Origin of the sequence: Rhodopseudomonas rhenobacensis, assembly GCF_014203125.1 — a bacterium.
GTDB classification, from domain to species: domain Bacteria; phylum Pseudomonadota; class Alphaproteobacteria; order Rhizobiales; family Xanthobacteraceae; genus Rhodopseudomonas_A; species Rhodopseudomonas_A rhenobacensis.
This window is the reverse complement of the sequence record NZ_JACHIH010000012.1, coordinates 25,388-41,448: the sequence shown is the minus strand read 5'-3', so window position 1 is coordinate 41,448 and position 16,061 is coordinate 25,388. Positions and strand designations below refer to the sequence as shown.

Below are 16,061 nucleotides of genomic sequence, written 5' to 3'. Positions count from 1 at the left end.
TGATCAAGAAGATCAGTTGTTGCTTATACCAGGAAGGTATTCACCATGTCCGTTATCCTCTCCTCAGCCGTGCGTCAGAACCTGCTCTCGCTGCAGTCCACTGCCGACTTGCTTGCGACCACTCAGAGCCGCCTGTCGACCGGCAAGAAGGTCAACACCGCGCTCGACAACCCGACCAACTTCTTCACCGCCTCCTCCCTCGACAGCCGCGCCAGCGACATCAACAATTTGCTCGATGGCATCGGCAACGGCGTGCAGATCCTGCAGGCCGCCAACACCGGCATCACCTCGCTCAACAAACTCGTTGACTCCGCGAAGTCGATCGCCAACCAGGCGCTGCAGACCGTCTCGGGCTACACCACCAAGTCGAACGTCTCGACCACGATCGCCGGCGCCACCGCCGACGACATCCGCGGCACCACCACCTACGCCAACGCGTTCGCGGTCAGCGGCGTCGTCACCGACGGCACCTCCGGCGGCGCTTCGCCGATCACGACGGCCACCACCCTCGGCGGCGTCGCTGGAGCTCTGGTTGGAACTGCGGCCACCGCGGGCGACGGCTCCACCGCTCTGTCCGGCACCGTCACGCTGGCAGCCGGTGCCACTGCGACCACTCTGTTGGCCGCCGCGGCTCCGAAAGACGGCGACGTTCTGGTCGTCAACGGCAAGTCCATCACCTTCAAGGGCGGGGCGGCTCCCGCGGCGGCCGGCGTTGCGACTGGCTCGGGCGTCAGCGGCAACATCGTCACCGATGGATCCGGTAACTCGCAGATCTATCTGACCGGCGGCACCGTTGCCGACGTTCTCAAGGCCGTCGATCTGGCCAGCGGCGTTGCCAAGACCGTGAATACCGCGGGCGCGGCGACGATCACCGGCTCGACCGCGGCGTTCGCAGCCGGCGTGCTGACGGTCAACTCCTCGACCGGCGCCGACCTCAGCATCACCGGCAAGGCCGATCTGCTCAATGCCCTCGGCCTGACCACCTCGATCGGGTCCGGCAACGTCGGGGTCGGCGTCGCTCGCACCACTGCTGCGACCACCACCTCGAACCTGATCCAAGACGGCTCGACCCTGAATGTGAACGGCAAGACGATCACCTTCTCGAACGCTTACCAGCCGCTTCCGGCGAACGTTCCGTCCGGTTCCGGCATCGAGGCCGGCAGTCATCTGCAGACCGATGGCAAGGGCAACTCGATCGTCTATCTGCAGGGTGCGACCATCGCTGACACGTTGAAAGCGATCGACCTTGCGACCGGCGTGCAGACCGCCACCATTGCCGCCGGCGTCTCGACCCTGGCGACTGCCAGCGGCGTCTCGGCGTCCACCGTGGCGGCGAACGGCACACTGAAGCTCAGCACCGGCACGGTGTCCGACCTCAGCATCGCCGGCGGCGTCGGCAATGCCTTGTCGGCACTCGGTCTCGACGGCCCGACCCACACCAGCAGCACGTTCACTGCGACGCGTGCGGCCGGCGCCGGCGGCATCGACGGCAAGACCCTGACCTTCTCTTCCTTCAACGGCGGAAGCGCGGTCAATGTCACGCTCGGCGATGGCACCAACGGAACCGTCAAGACGCTGGCCCAGCTCAAGACTGCGCTGCAAGCCAACAACCTCGACGCCACCGTGGATGCGTCCGGCAAGCTGACGATCTCGGCGGGCAACGACTACGCGTCTTCGACGCTCGGTTCGGCCCTGTCCGGCGGCGCGATCGGCGGAACCTTGACCACCTCGACCACCTTCACCACCGCGGCGGCGCCGGTTGCCGACACGGTGGCGCAGACCACCCGCGCCAATCTCGTGACGCAGTACAACAACATCCTGAACCAGATCAACACCACGGCGCAGGATGCCTCGTTCAACGGCGTCAACCTGTTGAACGGCGACAACCTCAAGCTGACCTTCAACGAAACCGGCAAGTCGACGCTGAACGTGCAGGGCGTGACCTTCAACGCAGCAGGCCTCGGCCTGTCGAACCTGACCGGCGGCACCGACTTCATCGACAACTCGAACACCAACAAGACCTTGGCAACTCTGACGACCGCCAGCACCGCGCTGCGTTCGCAGGCCTCGGCCTTGGGTTCGAACCTGTCGATCGTGCAGTTGCGTCAGGACTTCTCCAAGAGCCTGATCAACGTGCTGCAGACCGGCGCGTCGAACCTGACGCTGGCCGACACCAACGAGGAAGCGGCCAACAGCCAGGCGCTGTCGACCCGCCAGTCGATCGCGGTGTCAGCCTTGTCGCTGGCCAACACCTCGCAGCAGAGCGTGTTGCAGCTGCTGCGCTAAACGACCCGACCTAACGGACCCATCAGACGACGGCGGCGGGGGAAACCCCGCCGTCTTTTTGCGTTCCGGGCCGGCCGCCGGAATTATTTCGCCGCCCCCCGGGCCGCGGCGGAATCCTTTAAGGGGCTGTTAACCATATCTTAAAACGTCATGGTTAATGATTGGGATAAGTAGGAATGAGGTAGGCCGAGAATCGGCCGCGTTGACCCGGTTGCCACACGCAAAATGTGGTTCGAGGTCCCTCACCAGAAGGCGTCAGGCACTACCGTAAAGCGTCACGGCGAGATTGCGTTCGCCCGGGACGTTCCCATGCGTCGCTCGACCTGAAGGTCGGCCTCCAGCACGGAACAGGAAGGTTACACTATGTCAAACGTCGTTCTCTCGGCATCAGTTCGTCAGAACCTGCTCTCGCTCCAATCGACGGCGGACCTCCTGTCAACCACGCAGAACCGGCTTGCCAGCGGCAAGAAGGTCAACACGGCGCTCGACAATCCGACCAATTTCTTCACCGCGGCGGGGCTCGACAGCCGCGCCTCCGACATCAACAATCTGTTGGACGGCATCGGCAACGGCGTGCAGATCCTGCAGGCCGCCAACACCGGCATCACCTCGTTGCAAAAGCTGATCGACACCGCGAAGTCGATCGCCAACCAGGCGCTGCAGTCCAACGTCGGCTATTCCACCAAATCCAACGTCTCGACCCAAATCACCGGCGCGACCCCGGACGATCTGCGCGGCACCACCAGCTACACCAGCGCCAATGCGGTCTCCAAGGTGGTGGTCGATGGCACGGCGGGCGGCGCTCACCCGATTACGTCAACGACGACGCTCGGCGCCACCTCGACCTCGCTGGCGGGTGTTGCGGCCCCGAACGGCGCCGGCACCGCCGCCTCACTGGCGCCGGGCCTGACGCTGATCGGGACGCCTGGTGCCACGACCATCCAGGGCAGCTCGGCGCCGGTCGATGGCGACACCCTGATGGTCAACGGCAAGACCATCACCTTCCGCGCCGGAACCGCGCAAACCGCGGTGCTGCCCGCGGGGTCCGGAATCAACAACGCGGGTGCCGGAAATCTGATCACCGACGGCAACGGCAATACCACGGTCTATCTCGGATCGACCGGCACGCCGAAGGCGACCGTCCAGGATCTCACCGACGCGATCGATCTGGCGAGCGGCGTCAAGAAAGCGCTGATCAGCAACGGCCAGGCGGCGGTCTCGCACTCCTCCGGCACCGACGCCGGGATCATCGGCGGCGTTCTCACGCTCACCACCGGCACCGGTTCGGATCTCAGCATCACCGGCCACGCCGATCTGCTCAACGGCCTTGGTTTGACGAGTTCGCTGGGCTCCGGGGACGTCACCGTCACCCAGCCGCGCCAGATTACGGCGGGTTCGCTCGGCACCCTGATCGAAGACGGCTCGACCTTGAACGTCAACGGCAAGACCATCACCTTCAAGAACAGCGCGCCGCCGCTCGCCGCCAATGTGGCGAGCGGGTCCGGCGTGCTCAACGGCGTCGTCGCCGACGCCAACGGCAATTCCACCGTCTATCTGCAGGGTGGGACGATGGCCGATGTGCTGACCGCGATCGACATCGCCACCGGCGCGCAGGGCAAGAGCATTTCGGCCGGCGGCGCGCTGTCGCTGACCCCCGGTACCGGGGTCGCGTCCCAGGTCGTCGCCGGGGCGCTGAAGATCTCCACCGGCACCAGCTCCGACCTCACGATCTCCGCCACCGGCAACGCGCTGGTGGCGCTCGGGCTGGCCGGCAACACCGGCACCAACACCACCTTTACGGCGACGCGCTCGGCCGGCATCGGTGGCGTCAGCGGCAAGACCTTGAGCTTCAGCTCGTTCAAGGGCGGCACCCCGGTCAACGTCACCTTCGGCGACGGCACCAACGGCACCGTCAAGACCCTGGCGCAGCTCAACGTGGCTCTGAAAGCCAACAATATGAGCGCCTCGCTCGACGCCACCGGAACATTGGTGATCGCCGCCGGCAACGACTACGCGTCATCGACGCTGGGCTCGACGCTCGACGGCGGCGCGATCGGCGGCACGATTACCTCGGCGCTGACTTTCACCGTGCCGAATCCGCCGGTCGAAGATCTCACCTCGCAGGCGGCCCGCGCCAACCTGGTTCGGCAGTACAACAACGTGATTGAGCAGATCACCACCACCTCGCAGGACGCCTCGTTCAACGGCGTCAATCTTCTCGCCGGCGACACCCTGAAGCTGGTGTTCAACGAAACCGGAAAATCCACCCTCAACATCGTCGGCACGGCGCTGACCCCGGCCGGGCTCGGCGTGCCGACGCTGACCATCGGCACCGATTTCATCGACAACGCCGCGACCAACAAGACCATGGCCGCGCTCAACGTCGCCTCCACCACGCTGCGCTCGCAGGCCTCCTCGCTCGGCTCCAACCTGTCGATCGTGCAGATCCGCCAGGAGTTCGCCAAGAACCTGATCAACGTGCTGCAGACCGGCTCGTCCAACCTGACGCTGGCCGACACCAACGAAGAGGCCGCCAACAGCCAGGCGCTGTCGACCCGGCAGTCGATCGCCGTCTCGGCGCTGGCCTTGGCCAACCAGTCGCAGCAGAGCGTGCTGAAGCTGCTGCAATAACCGCGATTTCGCCACGCTCGACGACGAAAGCGGCGCGGGCAACCACGCCGCTTTCGTCGTTTGAGGGGGCGGGAGCCCTCGGGTAAGCTTCGCTCGCGGCAACTGTCGTCAGTTGCGACAGTTCTATATGCTGGGTGGATGGCAGAGGTCCGCGCAGCATGTGATTCGGGCCGCCGGGGCCGTCGGCGTTTTGACGGCCGCAGCACGCACCCAGAAGGAGAGTGGTATGCCTTTGCGAGTTGAGCTGAAGCCGTTCGAGCGGATCATCATCGGTCAAAGCGTCATCACCAATTCGGATTCCCGAACCGCGTTTCTGATCGACGGCGACGCGCCGATTTTGCGCGAGAAGGATATTCTCACATCGGAGACCGCCAACACGCCGGCCAAGCGCATCTATCTGTGCGTGCAGATGATGTATCTGGAGAACGACATTCCGGCGTATCAGGATCTCTATCTCGGCTTCATCAAGGAATTGATCGAAGCTGTGCCGAGTTTTAGGGAGCAGATCGAGGCCGCGAGTAATCTAATTTTAAGCGGCAATCTTTACAAAGCTCTCAGGGAATTGCGGTCGCTGATCAAGCGTGAAGAAGAATTGTTGAGGTCGTAAATGTCTGTCGGTGCCCAGGCCTATGCTCGCACAGCGCAGCAGATCGCATCTCCCCGGGACATCGAAGCGCAGGCCCTGCTCAAGGCGGCCCGACAGCTGCAGGACGCCGTCACCAATTGGAACGAGTCGGATTCCGGGCTCTCGGCCGCGCTGATCTTCAACCGCAAGCTCTGGTCGATCTTCGTCAGCGATGCGTTGAGCGACGCCAACCCGGAAGCCATCGCGATCCGGCAGAACATCGCCAATATCGGCATCTTCGTGCTGACGCATTGCGCCGCGCTGCAGCTCAAGCCGGAGCGCGAACGGCTGCAGGTGCTGATCGACATCAACCGCAACATCGCCACCGGGCTCAGCGGCCGGGCGTAAATCCCAGGCGATGCGCCGCGCCGCGTCGTTCAAAGCGCTCGGCAAAATCCACCCACGACAAAGCGCCGCGCGGCAGCAGCCGGCGGGCATCGCAACGAACTGCGGCAGGCCGTTGCGCTAGGCCGTGCGGTCGGTCGGCAGGGTCTTTTGGTCGAGCTTGGCGTTGTCCTGCGCGCGGATATAGGCCCGCGCCCGCAACCGCGACGCTTCCGGATACTGATTGACGACGAGATTGGTGGTGGTGTCGACGGTGACATAGACCACCTGCGCGGCGGCGCGATCGACGATCACCTGATGCGCGACCTGGTCGGTTGCGGCCATCAGATCGTAGCTCGCCGACGACGTCGTCGCCGATGATTTGTCCGATGCCGCGACGCTCTTCTCGGTTGGTAGTTCGGTCGCTACAGCCGTCCGCGCCGCTTCGGGCGCGGGTCGAATGAACTGTGCCGCGACCGGCGACCCAACCGGCTTGATGTTGAAATCGGCTCCCATGGCAGCCTCCTGGCCTCCACAAAGTCTAATCCCAACCCGTCCCAGCATGGACGATGCGCCGAATGTCTAAATTCGTAGCTACGTAACGCGTGATGATTTGATTCAAATGCCAATGGCTGATGCGGCCGGCGCGACCCGCGCCGCCGACCGTGCCGGTTCGCCGCGTGCATTGCGATGGCGAACTCGATCGCGCGCATCAATGCTGGGGAATCTACGGGGTTGCAAGCGGAGTCTGCGGCGAAACACCCGCCGCTGCGCGGCATGGTTTTCGCAATTCTTCCGGATTGCCGACGGATTGAGTCGATCGAAGCAGAAATATGCGGGCGGTTTTGCGAGCAGATATTTCTCTGCGGCAGCGTGCCATCGCGCGCGCGGCACGGGCCGGCGCCGCGACCACAAGCGCTCAACCCGTCATTGCGAGGAGCTCTTGCGACCAAGCAATCCAGGGGCTCCGGGCTCGGCGCTTCTGGATTGCTTCGCTGTTCGGCCGGCGCTGCGCGCCGTCCTCGGCTCGCGATGACGCCGCGGCTGCTTTGAATGTGACCGCGCGCGGTACGGCCCCTGGTGAGGCGCCGCGTGCGGCCGCAAAGCGCCGCCGGGCGCCGCGTTACATCGAGCGGCTGATCGCGATCGGCGTCATGTTGCGCGGGCCGGGGGCGGCGCGCTGGCCGCTCGCGGTGTAGGTGTTGGGGATGTTGCGGCGCTGCATCTGCGCGTTGACGCCGCGCACGATGCCCTCGGAGACCGCGTGCGCGGTCGCCAGCACCGTGAGGTTGACCTGCAGCATGGCGCGGAACACCTCGTGATGGCGGTGCAGCGCGGCGAGCAAGTCGGGCGTGGTCAGCGCGAAATATTGCTGGCTGGCCTTCACCCGCAGGATGGTGCTGACATAGCGCCGCGACAGCTCGGTCTTGCTCGGCTCGAGCTGGATCGCCTCGCCGACCTGGCCGGCGCGCACCAGCTCGGTTTCCTTTTCGATCACCCCGAGCAGGTTGGTCATCACGTCCATCAGGCCTTCGGCCAGTTGCCGCGCCTCGGCGGCGGTGGAAATCGGCGGCAACGCCGACGGCGCCGGCATGGATTGAGCTCGCTGCTGCTGCATGATGCGTCCTTTGCGCTTAGCTGGCGCGGCTGGCTTGCTGAAGAATGAGCTGGCGGAACACGTCGGCGGAAACCCCGACGCCGCCGGCCTTGGCGAAAGATTTGGAATATTGGTCGGTCAGCATCGAGCGCCACACGCCGGTGCCGACGGTGTCGCCGAACGGGCCTTCGCCCTTCACGCTGCTGGTCATCTGCGAAAACATCGAATTCAGGAACATCGCCTCGAAATCGGTGGCCTGGGTCTGCGCCTTGGCCTGCATCTGCGGCGACACCTTCTTCAGCGCCTCGGCGAGCTGGATGTCGGGGCGGCCGTTGATGGTCGGCATCGCGGCGGCGGAGTAACCGTGGGCGGCGCTGGCGATCATCACATCACCTCGATGTCGGCCTGGATCGCGCCGGCGGCCTTGATCGCCTGCAGGATGCCGATCAGGTCGCGCGGGCCGATGCCGAGCCCGTTGAGGCCGTCGACCAGCTGCTGCAGCGAGACGCCGTCCTTGACCAGCGCCAGCTTCTTGCCATCCTCGGTGACGCCGATCTTGGTATTGGGCGTCACCACGGTGCGGCCGCGCGCCAGCGGATTGGGCTGGCTGACCTGCGGACTTTCGGAAATCGTCACGGTGAGGTTGCCCTGCGCCACCGCCACGGTGGCGACGCGGACGTCGCGGCCCATGACGATGATACCGCTGCGCTCGTCGATCACGATCTTGGCGGCGAGATCCGGCTCGACCTGCAACTGCTCGATCTCGGTCAGGAAGGCGACCACGTTGCCCTTGAACTCGGCCGGAATGCTGAGCTGCACCGTCGACGGATCGATCGGCTCAGCGCTCTTGGCGCCGACGAAATCGTTGATCGCCGCGGCGATCCGCTTGGCGGTGGTGAAGTCGGGATTGCGCAACGCCAGCCGGGCGTTGGGCAGCCGGTTCAGCGCGAATTCGATCTCGCGCTCGATGATGGCGCCGTTGGCGATCCGCCCGACCGTCGGCACGCCGCGGGTGATGCTGGCGGCCGCCCCCTCGGCCTGGAAGCCGTTGATCGCGACCGAGCCCTGGGCGACGGCGTAGACGTTGCCGTCAGCGCCGAGCAGCGGGGTGACCAGCAGGGTGCCGCCGGTCAGGTTCTTGGCGTCGCCGAGCGCCGACACCGTGACGTCCATCCGGGTGCCCTGGGTGCCGAACGGCGGCAGGTTGCCGGTGACCATGACGGCGGCGACGTTGCCGGTGCGGATGGTGGCGCCGCGGATGTTGACGCCCATGCGCTCCAGCATCGCCTGCAGCGACTGCTTGGTGAAAGGGATGTTGTTGAGGGTGTCGCCGGTGCCGTTGAGGCCGACCACCAGGCCGTAGCCGATCAGCTGGTTCTGCCGCACGCCTTCGATATTGGCGAGGTCCTTGATCCGCGACGTGGCGCCCGCGCCGGTGCAGGACAGCGTCATCGCCACGCCGGCCGCAACGGCCGCCCGGCAAATCAGCTGCAGCAGTTTCGGCAAACCCACGCTTGGCATCTCGGCTCCCCGCTGAGGTCGATCCGGATCCGCCAGCTCCCGATGGCGATCCTGCTATCTCTATGCCAGCGCCATGCCATCGCTTTCGTTACCGTTAGACCTCTGTTTTGATTTGATAAAATGCGACGGAGCGGGGCCGGGCAGGGGGGCCTTGCGCGGCGAAACTGCCGTGCCCGGCAGATTCTGCCGGGCCGTTTACCTGGCGTTAACCATAACCGGCGAGGTTTGCCGGGAAGGCCTTGTCGTTCACGGATGGGCAAACAGCGCCGGCGTTCCCTCCGTATGACGGACCCAGGTGGAAAAACCCACGATGCGCATTTACGGACCGAACGGCACCACACTCGGCACTCCCTCCAGCGCGCCACGGCGCAGCGGCGGCAGCAGCTTTGCGCTGCCCGAGGCCACCACCGCCCCGGAGGCCCGGCCGCTCTCGGCGCCGAAGCCGACCGCCAACATCGACGCGCTGCTGGCGATGCAGGGCATCGAGGACCCGGTGGAACGCCGCCGCCGCTCGGTGGCGCGCGGCAGGGGCGCGCTCGACGTGCTCGACGAATTGAAGATGGGATTGCTGTCAGGCTCGTTTGACAATGCCACCGTGGCGCGGCTGCGCGCCGCCGCCGCCGACCTCAAGAGCTCGTCGGGCGACCCCGGGCTCGACGCCGTGCTGTCGGAGATCGAGCTGCGGGTCGAGGTCGAACTCGCCAAGGCCGGGCAGTTCTAACGGCTAGTTCCAAGGCAGCGCTGCCGTTGATTTCATCGCCCGCAGAAGGGTGGAAAACCTCCGCTGTTCGTCTCGCGGACGATATTGTCTGTCACAAGCCGTCGCTATATAAGCGGCGGCGCGACCGGGTCACAACCGGCTCCCTCGGACAGATGGATTGGCCTTGGATAAGTTGAAAAGCTACCGCCCCTCCGAAAAAGAGCCTTTCATGAACGATCGGCAGCGCGATTACTTTCGCGCAAAGCTGCTAGCCTGGAAGGACGAGATCCTGCGGGAATCCAGGATCACCCTACAAACCCTGCAAGAAGAAAACGTCAACCACCCCGATCTGGCGGACCGTGCCGCCTCGGAAACCGACCGCGCCATCGAACTGCGCGCCCGCGACCGCCAGCGCAAACTGATCTCCAAGATCGACGCCGCGCTGCAGCGCATCGAAGACAACACCTACGGCTACTGCGAAGAAACCGGCGAGCCGATCTCGCTGAAGCGGCTCGAGGCGCGCCCGATCGCCACGCTCTCGGTGGAAGCGCAGGAACGCCACGAAAAGCGCGAGAAGGTGTATCGCGACGAGTAGTTGGCGCTGCCGCCCGTGATTAGTTCGCCGGCCGGAATTTTCGGGCGGCGAGGGGAGAGGCTGCGCATTGTCGGCTGCGTATCGTCGCGCGGATAAAGGCGGCGGTCAGCCGGTTATCCGCCCGCGCCAGAATCAAGGTTGCGGCTTAGCCGCATAGCGGGCCCTGATCGCAGCCGCGGAAAATTTCAATCCGCTTTGCGTCCACATGACGAAATCCGCGGGATGCACGACGATCAGCGATTTGCCGTCTGGCCGCTGGCGTATCAAGCAATACAATTCACGGACCGATCCGTCTGCCATCCGAGCGACCGAGGTGACGTACCCCTCGGCGTCTTGTCCTGCGAAATCCTTCAGATTGTCGGTGATCACGACGTTGGCATGCGCGGCATAGGCGGTCGAAAGAACCCCTCCGTCTTCGATATCCCGCAACGATGGGTCGGGGGTGCCGCCGAGCACCAGATAAGGATCGAAGCCGGCTGGGCCGTAGCGCATCAGCTCGATCAAGCTTTGGGCGGACTGCTCGGCGGCGTCGCGATCGTAACCCTTTTGGAGCAGTACGCCGCGATAGGTGTCGATCATCTTAAACGACATCGCAAGCTGGACCGGTTCGCCATTGAGCGTTCCGGAAATGAGCTGACGCACTACCTTCTGGCTGATGGTCGATGATCGCCCGGCGCGGTCCGCGTTGGCCCGGGCGACTAGCACGTTGACGTCCGGAACGATAATCAGCATCGCGCCGCCTCAGCGGGCGGACCGGCGGGGTAACGGTTCGACGCTCACCTCGTCCGCAGTCAGCAACTCATCGTCGATGTCTGCTGATGAGCGCGCCAGCTTCGCCGCGGCGGCTTCGAAACGATCACGCGCCAAGGCGAACATGATGCGGCGGCTGAGATCTTCCAGCCGCAAGCGGCCCTCGGTTTCGTCAGCGGAGGTTTCGATCAGCAGCGCGCGGAGCTCCGGCGGCATCGATGTGAAGACGCGAACCGCGTTCTCCAGTACATTGGCCGGCGTGCGATTTTCTCGCAAGGCGATGCTGCGGACCTTAAGATCGAGCGACTCGGGCAACGACGTCGAACTGGATTTGGCCTTCACCATCAGGGCCTCCTACAAGAACCATTATCATGAACTGACTAATTTTGGGAGAACAACTCCGCCATACGGGAGACACGTCCCCGTCATCGCGGCGATTCCCCCCCAAAACGAGCACGGCCCCCGTCAGGGGAGCTGACGGAGGCCGCGTAGGACACCGCGTCGCGCCTAGGTTCGCGATGCGGTGTGGGAGCTCGGGAGAGCGGCGTCTGGCGAAGTCGGGGAGAGCCGGACGCCGGCTGGGAGAGCGCGGGGCGCGGTTGGGAGAACCGGCGCGCCGCGGTCAGTTCAGGACGTGTCCTCCTGCGCTGGAGTGGTGGGGAGCATGACCCGAAATCCGCGATGCATTTTTCGCGATCATGCGTGAGCTTTCGGAGATCATGCCTGAGCGGATCGGCGTCAGAACGGCAGCAGCACGTCCATCACCTGCTGGCCGTAACGCGGCTGTTGCACGTCGGTGATCTGGCCGCGGCCGCCATAGGCGATGCGGGCCTGGGCGATCTTGGCCGAGTCGATGGTGTTGTCGCTCTGGATGTCCTCCGGCCGCACGATGCCGGCGACGATCAGTTCGCGGATTTCGAAATTGACCCGGATCTCCTGCTTGCCCTCGACCACCAGATTGCCGTTCGGCAGCAATTGCGTGACCACCGCGGCGACGCTGGTCTGCAGGTTTTCCTGGCGCACCACGGTGCCCTTGCCGTCGCTGGACGAGGTGGAATCCGCGCTGAGAATCCGGCCCGGCATGATCTTCGAAGCGTTGCCGCCGATCACCTGGCTGCCGGCGAAATCGGTGATGCCGGAATCCTCGGAATTGGTGCGGCTGCGGGTGGTCTCGTTGGCGATGTTGGCTTTGTCGGTGAAGTTCACCGTGATGGTGAGGATGTCACCGACCTGATGCGCGCGCTGGTCGCGGAAGAACGCCCGCGAGCCGTTGCGCCACAGAGAATTGGCGTTGTAGGAGGCCGCCTCCGGCTTCGGCATCGGCATCTGCACCGGCTTGTAGCCGGGCTGCGCGGTGGGATTTTCGATCGCCGCGAGCTTCGGTTGTTCGCCGATCTGCGACAGCCGATCGATCGATGAACAGCCGCCCGCGAGGCCGCCGGTGGCCATAAGGAGGCCGGCGAGGACGATGCGGTTGAACGTCGGTGACTGGGACATGTCGATTACTCAGGTTGACGAGAGGCGGGAGTCTTGACGGCGGTTGGCGCCGCCACGGGAGCTTCGATCGGAGCGGCCGAGGCCACCATGCGGGGGGCGGCGACCTGCACCGCGACCTGGCCGCGGCCGATCACGGTGCCGGCGACGGTGCGCTTGGATTGCAGATTCATCACGTTGACGACGTCGCCCTCGGTGCCGCTTTCGACCGCCTTGCCGCGCACGGTGAGGTACAGCCCGGTCGACTCGTAGATCAGCGTGACGGCCTGATCGCGCGACACCAGATCGGGCTTGGCGAGGTCGGCGATCCGCAGCGCCTGGCCGGCGCGCAACTGCCGCCGCGCCTGCATGCCGACCGCGGCGTCGCGGCTGGCGACGTCGTTGCCGACCTCGGTCTTCGGCCGGCGTTCGACCACCACGTCGGAGGATTTCAGCACCTCGTTGCGCTCGACGCCGCGCACCAGCACCGCGGCTTCCACGGTCTCGATCGCGGTGCCGGTGAAGCGCAGCTTGGTCGGCTGAGCAGCGCCGTCACGCGGGATCTCGAAGGTGACGTCGAAGCGGCCGCTGCGCGGGTCGTGCCGGACCGCGACCGGCTCCATGGCGCCGCTGTTCGACGGGTCGAGCTGCAGGGTCTGCGGTTCGCGGTCGAACCTGATCTCGAAATTGCCGGCCTCGGCGCGGCCGTTGGCCTGCGCCAAGGCGCGCGCCACCTGGGTTTCGATCTCGCTGCCCGCCACCGTGCGGGCGAGCCGCGTCACGCTCACTTCGCGGATGTCGCGGGTCTCGACGCCGATCACCTGATGCGCGCGCAACGCCGCCAGCAGTTTGGCGGTCGGCAGCGCGCCGGTGGTGCCGAGATCGGGGGCGCGATAGATCGCAATCTTGCCGGCGCTGCCGGCATTGTCGATGACGTCGCCGATCAGCACCAGGTCGCTGGTCACGGTGACGCTGGCGCGCAGCACCGGGGGCGCGATGACGTCGTCGCGGGTCGGGGCGGGGCTCTGGTCCGGCGTTTGGTTGAGACTCTGATTGAGACTCTGATTGAGATTCTGATTGAGATTCTGACTGAGGCTTGGGCCGGCGCCGGCGAAGGCGATGGCGAGGCCGATGAGCAGCGAAGGGGCGCGCATCATTTAAGTCCTCAGCGGAACATGTTGGAGGTGGATTGCAGCATCTGGTCGGCGGCGCTGACCACCTTGGCGTTCATCTCGTAGGCGCGCTGCGCGGCGATCAGGTCGGAAATCTCGGTGACCACTTCGACGTTGGCCTGCTCCAGCGTCTGCTGCTGGATGTCGCCGTAGCCGTCGGCATTGGCGATGCCGTCCTGCGGCGGGCCGGAGGCGCCGGTCTCAATGAACAGGTTGTCGCCCTGCGGCTGCAGCCCGGCCTTGTTGATGAAGCGGGTCAGGCTGATCTGGCCGATCACGGTCGGCGTGGTCGAGCCGGTGACGGTGACCGAGACCTGGCCGTTGCTGGCGATGGTGAGACCGCTGGCGCCGGTCGGGATGGTGATGGTGGGCTGCAGCGGATTGCCGTTCGCCGTCACCACGCGGCCGGTGTTGTCGGTGGTGAACGAGCCGTCGCGCGTGTAGGAGTAGGTGCCGTCCGGCATCTGGATCTTGAAGAAGCCTTCGCCGCGCACCGCGATGTCGAGGTCGTTGCCGGTCGGCGACAGCGTGCCCTGCGTCATCATGCGCGGCGTGCCGACGGTCTTGACGCCGCCGCCGATGTCGACGCCGACCGGCACGATGGTGCCCTGATCGGACGCCTGGGCGCCGACCCGGCGGACGTGGTCGTAGATTAGATCCTGGAATGCCGCGCGCTGCTTCTTGAAGCCGGTGGTGCGCATGTTGGCGATGTTGTTCGAGATCACCTGGACGTTGAGCTCCTGGGCCGCCATCCCGGTCGCCGCGGTGTAAAGTGCGCGCATGGGTTCGTCTCCAAAAAGCCGTTACGCCGGAACGTCGGCGAGTTTCTCGAGCGCGGTTTTGCGCAAGTCACCCTGCTGCTGCAGCATCGACGACAGCTGGGTGTAGGCGCGGGTCACTTCGATCATCCGGCTCATCTCCGCCACCGCGTTGACGTTGGATTTCTCGATGTAGCCCTGGTGCACCCGGGCGGTCGGCGCCGGCTGCGCCGCGGCGCCGTTGCCGGCATAGAGGTTGGAGCCTTCTTTCAGCAGCCGCTGGGCGTCGGCGAAACTGACCAGGCGGAGCTTGCCGCGCAGCGAATCCACCGCCGAGGAGCCCTCCAGCACGGTGACGTTGCCGTCGTCGGCGATGGTGATGTCCTTGTCGGTGGGCTGGAACACGATCGGGCCGTTGGTGCCGAGCACCTGATAGCCCGACGCATTGACCAATTGACCCTGGGTGTTGATCTGCAGCCCGCCGTCGCGGGTGTAGCGCTCGCCGGCCGGGGTCTGCACCGCCAGGAAGGCGTTGCCGTCGATCGCGACGTCGAGCGGGTTCTTGGTCTGCTCCAGCGGACCGGAGGAGAAATCGTGGAAGGTGGCGCGGTCCTGCACGTAGCTGACGCGGCGGTCGCGGCCGACGAAGTTGTCCTCATGGGCGCCCGGCGACAGATATTCCTCGAACAGCGACTTGTCGGCCTTGAAGCCGGTGGTGTTGACGTTCGCGACGTTGTTGGCGACGACATCCATCTGTCGTTCCAACGTCATCTGCCGCGTCAGTCCGATGAGAAGGGCATTCTCCATCGGTCGATCTCCCCTTTGGCTGTCCCGCGCACGCCCCTCTCCCAAAGGCCGTCCGTGGTTGCTGCGAAGCGCTAAGGCTCTCCCAAGCCGCGCTTCAGCCAACAGCAAAGCGAATCCTGTGCCACAGCGAATTTACAAGCAATTACAATCAATTGCGTAGATTCACGGGGGGCACAAAAGGCGGCAAAAACGGTTTGTTGACCATAATTGCCGGCAAAATCTTCCTAGCTGGCGGGCGAAAGAAAGGTTCCATTAACCATTGCGACATAAGTTTTTAACCGGGCGCTTGGGCGTCTCGGGCATCGATTTCGGGCATTCGGACGGCAAGCCATGGCAGAGACCGAAGTCGAAGAAGGCAAGGACGGCGAAGCCGCTCCGAAGAGCAAGCGCAAGCTGTTCATCATCATCGGCGCGGTGGTCGGCCTGCTGGCGATCGGCGGCGGCACCTGGTTCATGTTCTTCCGCGGCCACGGCGCCGAAGAGACCCACAAGGTCGAGGTCGTGAAGCCGGTGTTCATCGACGTGCCGGAAATGACCATCAACCTCGCCGGCATGCCCGGCGAGCGGATCCAGTATCTGCGGGTCAAGGCGGTGCTCGAGGTCAAGGACGAGAAGGTGGTCGAGCAGATCAAGCCGGCGATGCCGCGCGTCACCGACATCTTCCAGACCTATCTGCGCGAACTGCGCTCCAGCGACATTTCCGGCTCCGCCGGGCTGTTCCGGCTCAAGGAAGAGATGCTGCGCCGGGTCAACCTCGCGGTGGCCCCGGCCGTGGTCAACGTGGTCCTGTTCAAGGAAATCGTGATCCAATGAGCGGGCGGA

17 protein-coding genes are annotated in these 16,061 nt (G+C 65.0%); 7 read left to right on the top strand and 10 right to left on the bottom strand.

From position 1 onward, the window contains the following. Positions 1-45: 45 nt before the first annotated feature. From HNR60_RS11370 to flaF, 4 genes are all read left to right on the top strand, one after another. Positions 46-2,286, top strand: a complete 2,241-nt coding sequence (locus tag HNR60_RS11370; protein ID WP_184257475.1) for a DUF1522 domain-containing protein — start codon at positions 46-48, stop codon at positions 2,284-2,286. A gap of 363 nt (positions 2,287-2,649) precedes the next feature. Then, positions 2,650-4,917, top strand: a complete 2,268-nt coding sequence (locus tag HNR60_RS11365) for a DUF1522 domain-containing protein (protein ID WP_184257473.1) — start codon at positions 2,650-2,652, stop codon at positions 4,915-4,917. A gap of 226 nt (positions 4,918-5,143) precedes the next feature. Beyond that, a complete protein-coding gene (flbT, locus tag HNR60_RS11360; RefSeq protein ID WP_184257471.1) occupies positions 5,144-5,524 on the top strand; it encodes a flagellar biosynthesis repressor FlbT in 381 nt (126 codons plus the stop codon). Continuing rightward, positions 5,525-5,890, top strand: a complete 366-nt coding sequence (flaF, locus tag HNR60_RS11355) for a flagellar biosynthesis regulator FlaF (RefSeq protein ID WP_184257469.1) — start codon at positions 5,525-5,527, stop codon at positions 5,888-5,890. Between the two features lie 117 nt (positions 5,891-6,007). Here the strand turns inward: flaF and HNR60_RS11350 are convergent, their stop codons facing one another. The 4 genes from HNR60_RS11350 to HNR60_RS11335 form a co-directional block, all read right to left on the bottom strand. Further along, positions 6,008-6,382, bottom strand: coding sequence for a hypothetical protein (locus HNR60_RS11350; protein ID WP_184257467.1), 375 nt, complete (start codon positions 6,380-6,382; stop codon positions 6,008-6,010). 607 nt (positions 6,383-6,989) lie between these two features. Further along, positions 6,990-7,484, bottom strand: coding sequence for a hypothetical protein (locus HNR60_RS11345; RefSeq protein WP_184257465.1), 495 nt, complete (start codon positions 7,482-7,484; stop codon positions 6,990-6,992). A 16-nt stretch (positions 7,485-7,500) separates the two neighbouring features. Beyond that, positions 7,501-7,848: a flagellar assembly peptidoglycan hydrolase FlgJ gene (gene flgJ / locus HNR60_RS11340; RefSeq protein ID WP_184257463.1), complete on the bottom strand. Its 348-nt coding sequence runs from the start codon at positions 7,846-7,848 to the stop codon at positions 7,501-7,503. Beyond that, positions 7,848-8,984, bottom strand: coding sequence for a flagellar basal body P-ring protein FlgI (locus HNR60_RS11335; protein ID WP_430694916.1), 1,137 nt, complete (start codon positions 8,982-8,984; stop codon positions 7,848-7,850). Before HNR60_RS11335 ends, flgJ begins: the two co-directional genes overlap by 1 nt. 310 nt (positions 8,985-9,294) lie before the next feature. Between HNR60_RS11335 and HNR60_RS11330 the strand changes: the two genes are divergently transcribed. Together HNR60_RS11330 and dksA are read left to right on the top strand one after the other, a co-directional pair. After that, entirely contained in the window at positions 9,295-9,705 is a 411-nt protein-coding gene (locus HNR60_RS11330; protein ID WP_184257461.1) for a flagellar assembly protein FliX, read from the top strand. A 163-nt stretch (positions 9,706-9,868) separates the two neighbouring features. Continuing rightward, on the top strand, positions 9,869-10,279 hold the full coding sequence (gene dksA, locus HNR60_RS11325) for an RNA polymerase-binding protein DksA (RefSeq protein ID WP_184257459.1): 411 nt from the start codon (positions 9,869-9,871) through the stop codon (positions 10,277-10,279). 132 nt (positions 10,280-10,411) lie between these two features. Here dksA and HNR60_RS11320 read toward each other — a convergent pair whose 3' ends face one another. The 6 genes from HNR60_RS11320 to flgF all read right to left on the bottom strand — a co-directional run bounded on the left by HNR60_RS11320 (position 10,412) and on the right by flgF (position 15,239). Beyond that, positions 10,412-11,011 (bottom strand): PIN domain-containing protein, encoded by a 600-nt coding sequence (locus HNR60_RS11320; protein WP_184257457.1) that lies wholly within the window; start codon positions 11,009-11,011, stop codon positions 10,412-10,414. Positions 11,012-11,020: 9 nt separating this feature from the next. Then, positions 11,021-11,374 carry a hypothetical protein gene (locus tag HNR60_RS11315; RefSeq protein WP_184257455.1) on the bottom strand — a complete coding sequence of 118 codons (354 nt, stop codon included), beginning with the start codon at positions 11,372-11,374 and terminating at the stop codon, positions 11,021-11,023. 393 nt (positions 11,375-11,767) lie between these two features. Continuing rightward, entirely contained in the window at positions 11,768-12,526 is a 759-nt protein-coding gene (flgH, locus tag HNR60_RS11310) for a flagellar basal body L-ring protein FlgH (RefSeq protein ID WP_184257453.1), read from the bottom strand. A 5-nt stretch (positions 12,527-12,531) separates the two neighbouring features. After that, positions 12,532-13,659, bottom strand: a complete 1,128-nt coding sequence (gene flgA / locus HNR60_RS11305) for a flagellar basal body P-ring formation chaperone FlgA (RefSeq protein WP_184257451.1) — start codon at positions 13,657-13,659, stop codon at positions 12,532-12,534. A gap of 8 nt (positions 13,660-13,667) precedes the next feature. Beyond that, positions 13,668-14,456, bottom strand: a complete 789-nt coding sequence (gene flgG, locus HNR60_RS11300) for a flagellar basal-body rod protein FlgG (RefSeq protein ID WP_184257449.1) — start codon at positions 14,454-14,456, stop codon at positions 13,668-13,670. Positions 14,457-14,477: 21 nt separating this feature from the next. Continuing rightward, positions 14,478-15,239, bottom strand: a complete 762-nt coding sequence (flgF, locus tag HNR60_RS11295; protein ID WP_184257447.1) for a flagellar basal-body rod protein FlgF — start codon at positions 15,237-15,239, stop codon at positions 14,478-14,480. 330 nt (positions 15,240-15,569) lie between these two features. Between flgF and fliL the strand changes: the two genes are divergently transcribed. Next, positions 15,570-16,052 carry a flagellar basal body-associated protein FliL gene (fliL, locus tag HNR60_RS11290; protein WP_184257445.1) on the top strand — a complete coding sequence of 161 codons (483 nt, stop codon included), beginning with the start codon at positions 15,570-15,572 and terminating at the stop codon, positions 16,050-16,052. The last annotated feature ends 9 nt before the right edge of the window (positions 16,053-16,061 follow it).

What these genes read in the sequence shown, in the direction of transcription:
- HNR60_RS11370 (WP_184257475.1), top strand. Translation starts at nt 46, where the DNA reads ATGTCCGTTATCCTCTCCTCAGCCGTGCGTCAGAACCTGCTCTCGCTG.
- HNR60_RS11365 (WP_184257473.1), top strand. Translation starts at nt 2,650, where the DNA reads ATGTCAAACGTCGTTCTCTCGGCATCAGTTCGTCAGAACCTGCTCTCG.
- flbT (WP_184257471.1), top strand. Translation starts at nt 5,144, where the DNA reads ATGCCTTTGCGAGTTGAGCTGAAGCCGTTCGAGCGGATCATCATCGGT.
- flaF (WP_184257469.1), top strand. Translation starts at nt 5,525, where the DNA reads ATGTCTGTCGGTGCCCAGGCCTATGCTCGCACAGCGCAGCAGATCGCA.
- HNR60_RS11350 (WP_184257467.1), bottom strand. Translation starts at nt 6,382, where the DNA reads ATGGGAGCCGATTTCAACATCAAGCCGGTTGGGTCGCCGGTCGCGGCA.
- HNR60_RS11345 (WP_184257465.1), bottom strand. Translation starts at nt 7,484, where the DNA reads ATGCAGCAGCAGCGAGCTCAATCCATGCCGGCGCCGTCGGCGTTGCCG.
- flgJ (WP_184257463.1), bottom strand. Translation starts at nt 7,848, where the DNA reads ATGATCGCCAGCGCCGCCCACGGTTACTCCGCCGCCGCGATGCCGACC.
- HNR60_RS11335 (WP_430694916.1), bottom strand. Translation starts at nt 8,984, where the DNA reads ATGCCAAGCGTGGGTTTGCCGAAACTGCTGCAGCTGATTTGCCGGGCG.
- HNR60_RS11330 (WP_184257461.1), top strand. Translation starts at nt 9,295, where the DNA reads ATGCGCATTTACGGACCGAACGGCACCACACTCGGCACTCCCTCCAGC.
- HNR60_RS11320 (WP_184257457.1), bottom strand. Translation starts at nt 11,011, where the DNA reads ATGCTGATTATCGTTCCGGACGTCAACGTGCTAGTCGCCCGGGCCAAC.
- HNR60_RS11315 (WP_184257455.1), bottom strand. Translation starts at nt 11,374, where the DNA reads ATGGTGAAGGCCAAATCCAGTTCGACGTCGTTGCCCGAGTCGCTCGAT.
- flgH (WP_184257453.1), bottom strand. Translation starts at nt 12,526, where the DNA reads ATGTCCCAGTCACCGACGTTCAACCGCATCGTCCTCGCCGGCCTCCTT.
- flgA (WP_184257451.1), bottom strand. Translation starts at nt 13,659, where the DNA reads ATGATGCGCGCCCCTTCGCTGCTCATCGGCCTCGCCATCGCCTTCGCC.
- flgG (WP_184257449.1), bottom strand. Translation starts at nt 14,456, where the DNA reads ATGCGCGCACTTTACACCGCGGCGACCGGGATGGCGGCCCAGGAGCTC.
- flgF (WP_184257447.1), bottom strand. Translation starts at nt 15,239, where the DNA reads ATGGAGAATGCCCTTCTCATCGGACTGACGCGGCAGATGACGTTGGAA.
- fliL (WP_184257445.1), top strand. Translation starts at nt 15,570, where the DNA reads ATGGCAGAGACCGAAGTCGAAGAAGGCAAGGACGGCGAAGCCGCTCCG.